Here is a 12,042-nt window from a genome sequence, read left to right on the forward strand (position 1 = left end):
TAAGCATGAATAGTATAATTATTAAAACAATAAAAAATAGCCAACTTATAGTTTTAGGCTTATTGTGTTTAAGTTTTAATCTTAAAGCACAAGATAATTTATCGTTAAAAGATGCCATAGAAATTGGGTTGAAATCTAATTTTCAAATTCAAATTGCTGGAAAGAATATAGAGGTTGCTGAAAGAAACAATAATTGGTTAGAAGCTGGTGCTTTACCTTCAATTTCGGCTAATGCTAGTCAAGGTTTTAATTGGAGCGATAACAATAACCCTGCTTCTTTCATACAAGGTACTTCTCAATCTAACAGTCTTACTTATGGTGCTGATTTAAATTGGGTATTATTTAATGGGTTTAAGGTGAAAATATCAAAAGATAGATTACAGTACTTACAAGAGCAAAGCGAAGGAAATGCTGCAGTAGTAGTAGAGAATACTATCCAATCGATTATACTTGGTTATTACAATGTGTTATTACAACAAGAAAAATTGAATGCAATTCATAAACTACTAGAAGTATCATCAGATAGATACAAGTATATGCAGGATAAAAAAGATTTAGGGAGTGCTTCAACGTTTGATTTGTTACAAGTGAAAAATGCTTTGCTTACTGATTCAACAAACTATTTAATGCAAGAGTTAGCTTTTAAAAATGCACAGCGTAACTTAAATATGCTTATGGCTATAAATGTTGAAAATAAATATGTGTTAACAGATAAATTAGAACACACCAAAAATTTATTAAGTATAGATGGGTTGAAAGAAAAAATGTTGTCAAACAACCAAACTCTAAAAAATCAATACATCAATCAAAATATTCTTAAAAAAGATAAAAACTTAATGCGTGCAAACTTATTTCCAGTATTTTCTTTTAACACAGGAACTAATAAAACTATTAGTGGCTTTAAAGGAAACTCAATAAGTGGAGAGAGTATTAATACTAGTGGGAATGAATCGTTTACTTATTATGCAAATTTGTCGCTTACATTTACGTTGTTTAATGGGCACAAAACTCATAGGGCATATGGTAACTTAAAGATTCAAGAAGAAATTGCTGATTTAACAATTAATGAAATGGAGTTGTCCCTAACAAATGATTTAATTTCTGCTTATGAATTATATTCAGCTCGTACAGCTATTTTATACTTAACAAAGTCAACTTTAGAAAATGCTGAGTTAAACCTGCAAATAGCTACAGAAAAATATAAAACTGGAAGTATTTCTTCGTTTGAGTTTAGAGATATACAGACTTCTTACTTAAATACTGCGGCAACACATTTAGAGTCTGTTTTTAATGCTATTTCAGGAAATACGGATATAGTAAGATTGACAGGAGGAATAATTGAAGATTTTAAATAGCGTAAACTATAGTTAATAGGCTTAATATTACCAATACAATGATTGAAATAAAAGACTTACATAAATCTTATAAAATTGGTAAAAACTCATTACATGTTTTAAAGGGAATTAATTTTAATGTAAAAGAAGGTGAGTTAGTAGCGATAATGGGTTCTTCAGGTTCTGGTAAATCAACTTTGCTTAATATTCTTGGAATGTTAGATGTTGCCGATGAAGGGACTTATACTTTGGATAATTTTCCGATTAAAGATTTAGATGAAACAAAAGCAGCTAAGTATAGAAATAAGTTTTTAGGGTTTATTTTTCAGTCTTTTAACTTAATTAATTATAAATCAGCACTCGAAAATGTTGCCTTGCCCCTTTATTATCAAAAAGTACCCCGCAAAGAACGTAATGAAACTGCTTTAAGATATTTAGAAAAAGTAGGTTTAGCCGATTGGGCAACCCATTTGCCAAGTGAATTGTCTGGAGGACAAAAACAACGTATAGCTATTGCTAGAGCGTTAGCCGCTCAACCAAAAGTGTTATTAGCAGATGAGCCTACCGGAGCTCTTGATTCTACAACTTCTTATGAGGTTATGCAATTAATTCAAGAAATTAATGATGATGGAAAAACTATTTTGGTTGTTACTCATGAAGATGATATTGCTAAGATGTGTAAAAGAGTAGTTATACTTAAAGATGGTGTAATTATAGAAGATAAGTTTGTTGATCAAGTAAGAGCTTCTGACCATGTTTAATAGAGATAGTTGGCAAGAAATATTTGAAACAATCTCAAAAAATAAATTGAGAACATTTCTTTCAGGCTTTACAGTAGCTCTGGGTATATTCATTTTTGTCATTCTGTTTGGTTTTGGTAATGGACTAAAAAACTCATTTCAAGAGTTTTTTATGGATGATGCTACTAATATTTTTAGACTATTTCCAGGTAGAACTAATATTCCTTACAATGGTTTTAAAACAGGCCGTTTTATAGAGTTTGATAATAAGGATTTAGCTGAAATAGAGAAAAATTTTAAATATCAAATTCAATACACTACACCTCGTATAACCCGAAATTATTCAGTTAAATTTAAAAGTAAATCAAATAATTATGGATTAAGAGCTGTTGCTCCTGGGCATCAAAATGCAGAGAAAACGATCTTAATGAAAGGGAGGTATATTAATAATGAGGATTTAAAAAATAAAACCAAATACGCTGTTATTGGTCGCTTAGTTGAAAAAGATTTGTTTGAAGGGAAAGATGCTTTAGGTCAGTTTATTGATATTGGAAAAAGATCATTTAAGGTAGTTGGAGTTTTCCAAGATGATGGCGGAGATAATGAGGAAAGATATGTCTACATACCATATACTACAAATCAATTAATAGAAAAAAATACAGACAAATTAGAGCAAATTATAGTGGCTTTCAAACCTGAAATTGGCTATGGGGGAGCTATGAATTTTGAAGAAGAATTGATGTCTTTTATGAAAAAGCGTCACAACATTCATCCAAATGACCAGGGTGCAATTTATTTAAGGAATGTGGCTGATGATTTAGAGCAAAACCAACAGTTTGGAAGTTTGCTTCAAATGGTTGTATCATTTGTAGGCTTAGGAACTTTAATAGCAGGAATTATTGGTATTAGTAATATTATGGTTTATGTTGTTAAAGAAAGAACCAAAGAATTAGGCATTAGAAAAGCAATTGGAGCTTCACCGAGGTCTGTTATTTTAATCATATTACAAGAATCAATTTTTATTACAACGGCAGCTGGTTACGTAGGTTTGTTTTCAGGTATAATGTTGCTTAGTTCTTTAGGTGATTCATTAGATGACTATTTTATTAAAAATCCATATATAAATACAGGTACAGCTATTTTTGCAACCATAATTTTAATTGTATTTGGAGCAATAGCTGGATATGTACCGGCAAGAAGAGCAGCCAGAATTAAACCAATTGTAGCTTTAAGAGACGAATAATGTTGATATTTAATCGAGATACTTGGCAAGAAATATTTGGCTCTATTCAAAAGAATAAGTCTAGAACCATTATTACTGTAATAGGTGTGTTGTGGGGTATCTTTATTTATATTGTTTTGTCAGGCGCTGCAAAAGGATTGGATAATGGCTTTGAAGAAAAATTTGAAGATGTAGCAATGAATAGTATGTTTGCTTGGGCTCAACAAACTAGTGTGCCTTATGCTGGTTTTAAAACAGGAAGGCCAATACAGTTAAAATTAAATGATGTTCAGGTTTTAAAAACTAGAATTCCTGAAATTCAATATATAGCGCCTCGAATAGTAAAGGGTGCCTTTGGTGGTGAATCTGGGAGTGTTGTTTTCGGTCAGCGGACAGGTTCTTATAGTATTTATGGTGACTATCCTGTATTATCTAAAATAGCAACACAAAAAATATACAATGGAGGACGCTTTGTAAATAATAATGACATTGAAACAAACAGGAAGGTATGTGTAATTGGTGAACGAACACAAAAAGAACTTTTTGCTAAAGATGTTGATCCTATTGGAAAGTTTATTAGAATTGATAACGTATTTTTCAGGGTTATTGGTGTTAAAAAGTTTGAAGATGGTGGCGGTTTTGGTGACGATGGAGATATTACTATACCTTTTTCAACTTACCGAAAATTATATAATACAGGAAATGATGTTGGCTGGCTAGCTATTGCTGCTTATGATGACGCAGATGTTATTAAAGTTGAAGAAGATGTAAAAAAAGTATTGAAGAAAATTCATCAAATATCACCAGAGGATGAAAGAGCTATAGGTTCATTTAATTTAGGTGAACTATTTAATAAAATTAACGGATTTGCTAAAGGCTTAACTTTCTTATCATTAGTAGTAGGTGTTGCAACGATTATTGCTGGAGTTATTGGTATTGGAAACATCTTGTTAATATCTGTTAAGGAAAGAACAAAAGAATTAGGCGTTAGAAGAGCTTTAGGAGCAACACCAAGCGAAGTAAGGGGTCAAATAATATTAGAGTCGGTATTTTTAACTTTAATTGCTGGAATTTTTGGTATTGTGTTAGGTTCATTTGTATTAAAAATAATAGATTCAGCAACACAAGAAACAGATATACCATACACTAATCCTACTGTTCCAATTCCTTATGTAATTGGGGCACTTGTTATTATGGTAGTATTAGGAACTTTAATCGGTTTAATTCCTGCTCAAAGAGCAGTTAGTATTAAGCCTATAGACGCTTTAAGAGAAGAATAATTAATAAAAATAAATTATATAAATAATGAAAAAAGTATTTAAGTACATTTTAATTGGAATCCTTGTTTTAGGAGTTATATACGCTACTAACTTCTTCATTTCAACCAATAATCAAGATCCTATTAAGTATGAGTCGGTAGCTCCAATAAGAACAAATATTGAGAAGAAAACTGTAGCTACTGGCAAAGTTGTTCCTGAAGACCAAGTAGAAATAAAACCTCAAATTTCAGGTATTATTGAGGAGGTATTTGTTAAAGAAGGAGAAATATTAAAATCGGGAGATTTAATTGCTAAAATTAAAGTCGTACCAAACGAAGCAGCTTTAAATAGTGCTTTAGGAAGAGTTGATAATGCTAAAATAGTTCTAAGCAATGCTCAAATTGATTATGATAGAAATAAAGCTTTGTTTGATAAAAAAGTGATTTCGGCACAAGATTTTAATGGTGTTGAATTGCGTTTTAACCAAGCAAAACAAGAATTAATTAATGCTGAGGCTGATTTACAGATAATAAAATCAGGAACAGCAGGTAGAGGTGCAGCAAATACAAATATTAGATCAACTGTATCAGGTACAGTATTAGATATTCCGGTTAAAAAGGGAGATCAAGTAATAGAGAGTAATAATTTTAACCCTGGAACTACCGTAGCAACTATTGCTGACTTAACTAATATGATTTTTGAGGGTCAAGTTGATGAGGCTGAAGTTGGAAAATTAAAAATTGATATGCCATTGCAAATTAGCTTAGGAGCAATAAACGACAAGACTTTCGAAGCAAAACTTCGTTTTGTTGCACCTCAAGGTGTTGAAGAGCAAGGAGCAGTTCAATTTAAAATTGAAGCAAACGTATTTTTAGATACTAACTTTTTTGTTAGAGCTGGATATAGCGCAAATGCTACCATTGTTATAGGTGAAAGCACAGATGTTTTGGCAATCAAAGAAGCATTGGTTCAATTTGATGAAGAAACTGAAGAGCCTTTTGTTGAAGTTGAAATTGGTGAACAACAATTTGAAAAAAGAACTATAGAGTTAGGAATTTCGGATGGTATAAATGTTGAGATTTTATCTGGTTTAAAAGAAACCGATAAAGTAAAAGTTTGGAACATTACTGAACCAATTAAGAAAACAAGTGATAAGGACAAGAAAAAGAAAAGAAGATAAGCTTATGAAATATTTATCATTGATAATAACACTCTTTTTTATAGGGAATGTTAAAAGCCAAGAAACTAAAATTTGGACTTTACAAGAGTGTGTTAATTATGCTATAGAGAACAACCTGTCTGTAAAGCAATCTGAACTAGATAAAAATATTGCAGCCCAAGATGTTGTGGCTGCTAAATGGAGTTTTGCACCTAATTTAAATGCAAATGCCTCACATAATTACAATTTTGGTTCATCTATCACGGCTTCTGGAGCTAGAGCTTCAGCCGATTTCCAATCTAATACTATTGGAGTTAACTCTTCTGTAAATTTATTTAATGGTTTTGCAAACATTCACACATTAAAGCAATCTAAAATTAGTGTAGAAGCACAAGAAGCAGCATTAACTAAAATGAAAAACGATATTTCGTTGAACGTAGTAAATGGTTATTTACAAGTATTGTTTGCAAAAGAACAAGTTAAAGTTGCTCAATCTCAAGTTACAATTAGTGAAACACAAGTTGCTCGAATCGAAGAATTGGTGAATGCTGGATCTCTGGCTGAAGGCGATTTATTTAATATAAAATCGACTTTAGCAACCGACCAACAAAATTTGGTTGTTGCCGAAAATACACAAGCTATGGCAACTTTAAGATTGGCTCAATTGCTACAATTAAAAGAAGCTAGTATTGAAGTGCAAGATGTAAATATTGCAATTAGCGATCAAAGTATTTTAGGTAATGATGTTATGGATATTTACAATAAAGCAAATGCATCTTTTCCTGAAATTAAGTTAGCCGAATTAAACATTGAAAGTGCAGAAAAAGGTGTTAAAATTGCTAAATCTAATTTTTATCCGAGCTTAACGCTAAATATGGGCATGAATACCATCTATCAACACAGACAGGGTACGCCAGATTTCTTTACTTTTTCAGAACAGTTAGATCAAAACCTAGGTAAGTCTGTTGGTGTTTCGTTAAATGTTCCAATATTTAATCGTTATCAGTTTAGAACAAATGTAAATAAGTCTAAAATCAATTATTTAAGAACCGAATATTTGTTAGAGACTGAAAGATTAAGACTAAGAGAAACCATACAAACTGCTTATACAGATGCTAAGGCTTCATCTAAATCTTATGATGCTTCAAAAATTTCTGTTGAAGCACAAACTAAAGCTTTTAATTATGCTGATGAACGTTACAAAGCAGGAGCTATTAACTCTTTTGATTTTAACCAAACAAAAAACAACTTGTTAAATGCTCAGTCACAGCTAATTCGTTCTAAATATGATTATGTTTTTAAGTTAAAAGTATTAGAGTTTTATTCAGGAGTTCCTATTGTTATTGAATAGTAGGCTTCTATTTATTCGTGTTTCTGGTCTTCATACCAATAAGCTGATCAAAATTTTCCATTGGGTTTCTGTAATAAACCAAAACAGTATAATCGTTTTCAGTTTCGTAATAAGTACCTTCTATGTAAGAGATGTCGCCCACGTTTTTTGAGCCATCCTTTACAAAACAATACATGTAATTATAGTAACCTTGTTTTAAAAGAACAGTTTGCTGGTATTGTTTATTAATGGTGTCATAAGCCATTTTAAACTCCTCTTTAAATTTCCAATCGGTAAACTTGCCAAACAAGTAAATATTTCCACCATATCTTAGGGTGTCTCGCTTTAAATTAAAGGTAACATTTACATACTCTGCATCAGTTTCTGAATCGTTACTGTCATCTCGTTTAACCAAGAAATTGCCATTTAAATCAGGTTGGGCATAATGCTTTCGGAATGCTCTAGGTAAATCTTCATACAAAATAATGTTCATCATTTTTTCAGCATTATCATATTGTACTCTATATACATTTTGGCTATTAAAGTTCATCGATTTTATGTCAAAATTTCTAAACTCATTGTTACCATCAAATACATTTACAGCTTCGTAATTATAATCTAATAAAGAACCATTAATAAATTTGGGTTTTAAACCACTAATAGCATTGTCCCACCTATAGTTTTGCATTAAAATAACCGTAATATTTTGGTAAGGATTATTTATTTCATAATTGTTATGGTTTACTTCAAAGTCAATTTCTTGTCTTGTAAATCGCTCATTAGGGTTAACCGATGGTTTTATAGTTATATTAACATCAGCATGGTTTTCATAAACTAAGAATCTCTTCGTAATCACAGCTTCATCTGGATAATCAGAATCATATACTTTAATAATGTAATTGCCAGATAGTTTTATACTAATGTTTTCGTTCGGGAAAGTTAAGTTGTAATGTATAAATGCTTTATCAGTGTTAAATGAATATTTATATTCTTTAATATCATCTTCGGTATAGTTATCTAAATATTGATTAGGAGATAAATCAGAAGGAGTCCAATTAACATTACAATGGATAAAAGTATAATAGTACGTTTTTAAACTGGTGTTAAAATCATCAAAGCTTAATTTTAGTTTTTCACTACTATTTAAGGGTAGAGTAGGGTAACTCAATTCATCCCTCAAATTGTAAAGCAAAACCGTTTTAATGTTTTTGTTGTATGTATAATCATCATATCTTAAATAGTTGTCATTTGCGTAAATATCTGTAGTGTCATTATTACTAATGTTAAGATATTGAAAGCTTTTAGTCTTAAATCCAAAAAAAGAAAAAGAGATTGTAAAAACAAGTAAAAAAACAATTAGTGAGTTTTTCAAGAAAATCGAAAATATTTTATTCATCTTCAAAATTAAGACTTTGAGCGAAGTATATCTCTAGTCGGTAAAAAAATGTATAAAATTCTTAAAAATTGCTTTGAAAGGTAATAGTATTTTATAAATTTGTCAATTGATTTTTTAAAAACAGACGCAAATGTCAAAAGACGTAAAAATTCGCAAAGGCACTAATATCAAGTTAAAAGGTGTTGCCGAAAAGTTATACGCTAATCCTGTACAAGTTTCTGACGTGGTTCTACGACCTGACGATTTTCCTAATTTAATACCAAAATTATGTGTTAAGTTGGGTGATAAAGTAAAAGCAGGTTCTCCTTTGTTTTACGATAAAGGGAATGAACAAATTCTATTTACATCTCCAATTAGTGGAGAAGTTGTGGAGATTAATAGAGGAGACAAGAGAAGACTTTTAGAAGTAAAAGTTAAGGCAGATGGCGCTAATCAATTTGAAACTTTTAAACAAGGTGACCCAAATTCACTTTCAAAAGAAGAGATTTTGGCTACCATACTAAAAAGTGGTGTTTGGCCATTTTTCCGTCAACGACCTTATGATGTAATTGCAAATCCTAGTGATTCTCCTAAAGCGATTTACATTACAGCTATGGATACAGCTCCTTTAGCTCCAGATTATGATTTTGTAATGCATGGACAAGATGAATTGTTTCAAATAGGTTTAGATGCTATAGCCAAATTAACGGATGGTAAAGTTCATTTAAATGTAAATGGAAATGACAACCCTGACGATGCTTATAAAAAAGCTAAAAACGTTCAAATAAATAAAATTTCAGGACCACATCCAGCAGGAAATGTTGGTGTTCAAATTCATCATATTGATCCTGTTAATAAAGGAGAAGTTGTTTGGACACTTAAATCTCTAGATGTATTAACAATTGGTAAATTATTTAAAGAAGGAAAATTTGATGCTTCTAGAGTAATATCATTTGTTGGTTCTAAAGTAAATGCACCTAAGTATGTAAGAACAATATTAGGAGCAAATATTTCAGGAATTGTTACTGGAAATGTTGAAGACGGAGGGCGATACATTAGTGGTAACCCATTATCTGGTAAACAAATTCCAGAAAATGGATATTTAGGATTTTACGATTATCAATTAACAGTTTTACCTGAGGGTGGAAATACGCAATTCTTTGGTTGGTTACCTTTCACAGGATTAAATAAATTTAGTTTATCTAGAACTGCATTGTCATTTTTAACTCCAAATAAAACGTATGATTTAAATACTAACGTTAACGGAGAAGAGAGAGCTTATGTTGTTACAGGAGAGTATGAAAAAGTATTCCCTATGGATATTTACCCTGTGCAACTAGTTAAATCAATGATGATAGAGGATATTGATAAAATGGAAGCACTTGGAGTTTATGAAGTAGCTCCAGAAGATTTTGCACTTTGTGAATTTGCTTGTACATCAAAAATTGAAGTACAGCGAGTTGTAAGAGAGGCATTAGATTTAGTAAGAAAAGAATGTAGTTAATTATTATAACGACTTTATTAAAATAGAATAAATGAAGGCATTAGAGCAATTTATGCAAAAAATGAAACCGAAAGCTGACGGAAAATTTCCTTTAGCTCATGCGGTTTGGGATGGTACATATACCTTCTTGTTTGTTCCAGGGCATACAAATCATAACGGAACACACATTAGAGATTCAATTGACTTAAAAAGAACCATGATTATGGTTGTTTTAGCGTTAATTCCAAGTTTGTTATTTGGAATATATAACGTCGGTCATCAACATTTTTTAGCTATTGGAGAAATGGCTGAGTTTATGGATAAATTCCTTTACGGAGCTCTAAAAGTTTTACCTATTGTAATTATATCTTACGGAGTGGGGCTAGGTGTAGAATTTGTATTTGCAGCCATTAATAAGCATGCAATACAAGAAGGTTTCTTAGTCTCAGGTATGTTAATACCTTTAATCATGCCAGTAGATGTGCCATTATGGATGGTTGCTGTAGCTACAATTTTTGCAGTAGTTATTGGTAAAGAAGTATTTGGTGGTACAGGAATGAATGTAGTAAATGTTGCTTTAGTAGCAAGAGCATTTTTATTCTTTGCTTATCCTACTAAAATGTCAGGAGACAAAGTATGGATTAGTTTAGGAGATGGAACAGCTGTAGATGGATTTTCTGGTGCTACACCTCTAGGTAAAGCAGTTGAAGGTGGTGTAGAAGCAATTCCTTCTATAATGGATTCTATTATTGGTTTAATACCTGGTTCAATTGGTGAAACTTCTGTTATTGCAATCGGTTTAGGAGCTTTAATATTAATACTTACAGGTATTGGTAGCTTTAGAATTATGCTTTCTATGTTTGTTGGTGGTTTATTAACAGGATTAGTTTTTAATGCTGTAGGTGGAAACCCTTATTTAGAAGTTCCAGCTTTACATCAATTAATGTTAGGTGGTTTTGCTTTTGGAGCTGTATTTATGGCTACCGATCCAGTTACTGCTTCACAAACTGCTAAAGGTAAAATAGTTTATGGTTTATTAATAGGTATTATAGCAATGCTAATTAGAGTTGCTAATCCAGCTTATCCGGAAGGAGTTATGTTGGCTATTCTTATAGGAAATGTATTTGCACCTTTAATTGATCACGTAGTAGTTAATGCAAATATTAAAAAGAGATTAAAAAGAGTTAAAATAGCTTAGTTATGGCAGTAAATAGAGATAGTAACGTATATACAATAATTTTTGCTACTATAATGGTAGTGGTTGTTGGTGGATTATTAGCTTTTGTTTCGATGGGATTAAAACCTCTTCAAAGTGCTAATGTATCAAACGAAAAAATGCAAAATATTTTACAAGCCATTGGTATTGAAGAAACAGATGGAGTTTCTAGAGAAGATGCAGGAAAAATGTTTAATGATTTTGTAAAAAGAAGAATTACAATAAACTATAATGGAGAAATTGTAAGTGATAAAACTTCTGAAGATGCAATTGATCCTACAGATAAATTAGATGCGTTTAACATTAATTTAAGAAAAGAATATTCTAAATATGTTAAGCCAATAATGAATACATATAAAGGTGATGATGCTAAAATTCAAGAAGCATTAGGAGCTTCAGAAGATATTCATTTTCCAATATTTGTTTGTGAAAACCAAGGTAAAATGTATTATGTAGTTTCTGCTAGTGGTAAAGGTTTATGGGATGATGTTTGGGGTTATTTAGGCTTAAATGATAATGCATCGGCAATTACGGGGTCGGTTTTTGACCACAAAGGTGAGACTCCTGGATTAGGTTCAAAAATTACCGAAGACTGGTTTCAAGATCAATTTATTGGAAAAACTATTGAAGAAAATGGTGCTTTTGCTCCAATAAAAGTTAAAAAACCAGGAAATGAATTAAATGAACATCAAGTTGATGGTATTTCGGGAGCAACATTTACAGGTGTTGGTGTTGAAGAAATGCTATCTAGAAACTTAAATGTTTATTACAGATTCTTTAAAGGTAATCCTGAATTTACAGGAACTAAAATTATTGAAGAACCTATTATAGAAGAAGTATTGAATGATTCAACTTTGATTAATTTAAACGATTCTTCAGTTGTTTTAAGTGTTATTGATTCAATTTAAAAAATAATCGCTAAAC

General features: G+C 31.1%; 10 protein-coding genes. 9 read left to right on the plus strand and 1 reads right to left on the minus strand.

Annotated features, from left to right (window positions below; translation table 11 throughout):
• The first annotated feature begins 5 nt into the window (after positions 1 to 5).
• The 6 genes from FRY74_RS04095 to FRY74_RS04120 are packed head-to-tail and all read left to right on the plus strand — an operon-like array spanning position 6 to position 7,065.
• On the plus strand, positions 6 to 1,355 hold the full coding sequence (locus FRY74_RS04095) for a TolC family protein (RefSeq protein ID WP_147098903.1): 1,350 nt from the start codon (positions 6 to 8) through the stop codon (positions 1,353 to 1,355).
• A 38-nt stretch (positions 1,356 to 1,393) separates the two neighbouring features.
• The gene (locus FRY74_RS04100) at positions 1,394 to 2,095 is read left to right on the plus strand and encodes an ABC transporter ATP-binding protein (RefSeq protein ID WP_147098905.1); all 702 of its coding nucleotides are present in this window, start codon (positions 1,394 to 1,396) and stop codon (positions 2,093 to 2,095) included.
• On the plus strand, positions 2,088 to 3,317 hold the full coding sequence (locus FRY74_RS04105; RefSeq protein ID WP_147098908.1) for an ABC transporter permease: 1,230 nt from the start codon (positions 2,088 to 2,090) through the stop codon (positions 3,315 to 3,317). The genes FRY74_RS04100 and FRY74_RS04105 overlap by 8 nt, the downstream gene beginning before the upstream one ends.
• Positions 3,314 to 4,576: an ABC transporter permease gene (locus tag FRY74_RS04110; RefSeq protein ID WP_147098911.1), complete on the plus strand. Its 1,263-nt coding sequence runs from the start codon at positions 3,314 to 3,316 to the stop codon at positions 4,574 to 4,576. Before FRY74_RS04105 ends, FRY74_RS04110 begins: the two co-directional genes overlap by 4 nt.
• Before the next feature lie 25 nt (positions 4,577 to 4,601).
• Complete coding sequence (locus tag FRY74_RS04115) at positions 4,602 to 5,735, plus strand: efflux RND transporter periplasmic adaptor subunit (RefSeq protein ID WP_147098913.1); 1,134 nt, start codon at positions 4,602 to 4,604, stop codon at positions 5,733 to 5,735.
• A 4-nt stretch (positions 5,736 to 5,739) separates the two neighbouring features.
• The gene (locus tag FRY74_RS04120) at positions 5,740 to 7,065 is read left to right on the plus strand and encodes a TolC family protein (RefSeq protein ID WP_147098916.1); all 1,326 of its coding nucleotides are present in this window, start codon (positions 5,740 to 5,742) and stop codon (positions 7,063 to 7,065) included.
• A 7-nt stretch (positions 7,066 to 7,072) separates the two neighbouring features.
• Here FRY74_RS04120 and FRY74_RS04125 read toward each other — a convergent pair whose 3' ends face one another.
• Entirely contained in the window at positions 7,073 to 8,440 is a 1,368-nt protein-coding gene (locus FRY74_RS04125; protein ID WP_147098918.1) for a type IX secretion system plug protein, read from the minus strand.
• A gap of 130 nt (positions 8,441 to 8,570) precedes the next feature.
• Between FRY74_RS04125 and FRY74_RS04130 the strand changes: the two genes are divergently transcribed.
• From FRY74_RS04130 to nqrC, 3 genes are read left to right on the plus strand one after another with little or no spacing between them, the layout of a single operon-like run.
• Entirely contained in the window at positions 8,571 to 9,923 is a 1,353-nt protein-coding gene (locus FRY74_RS04130; RefSeq protein ID WP_147098921.1) for a Na(+)-translocating NADH-quinone reductase subunit A, read from the plus strand.
• A gap of 31 nt (positions 9,924 to 9,954) precedes the next feature.
• Positions 9,955 to 11,100, plus strand: a complete 1,146-nt coding sequence (locus FRY74_RS04135) for an NADH:ubiquinone reductase (Na(+)-transporting) subunit B (RefSeq protein WP_147098922.1) — start codon at positions 9,955 to 9,957, stop codon at positions 11,098 to 11,100.
• A 2-nt stretch (positions 11,101 to 11,102) separates the two neighbouring features.
• On the plus strand, positions 11,103 to 12,026 hold the full coding sequence (gene nqrC / locus FRY74_RS04140) for an NADH:ubiquinone reductase (Na(+)-transporting) subunit C (protein ID WP_147098925.1): 924 nt from the start codon (positions 11,103 to 11,105) through the stop codon (positions 12,024 to 12,026).
• Positions 12,027 to 12,042: the final 16 nt, after the last annotated feature.

It is taken from the genome of Vicingus serpentipes (assembly GCF_007993035.1).
Lineage (GTDB): Bacteria > Bacteroidota > Bacteroidia > Flavobacteriales_E > Vicingaceae > Vicingus > Vicingus serpentipes.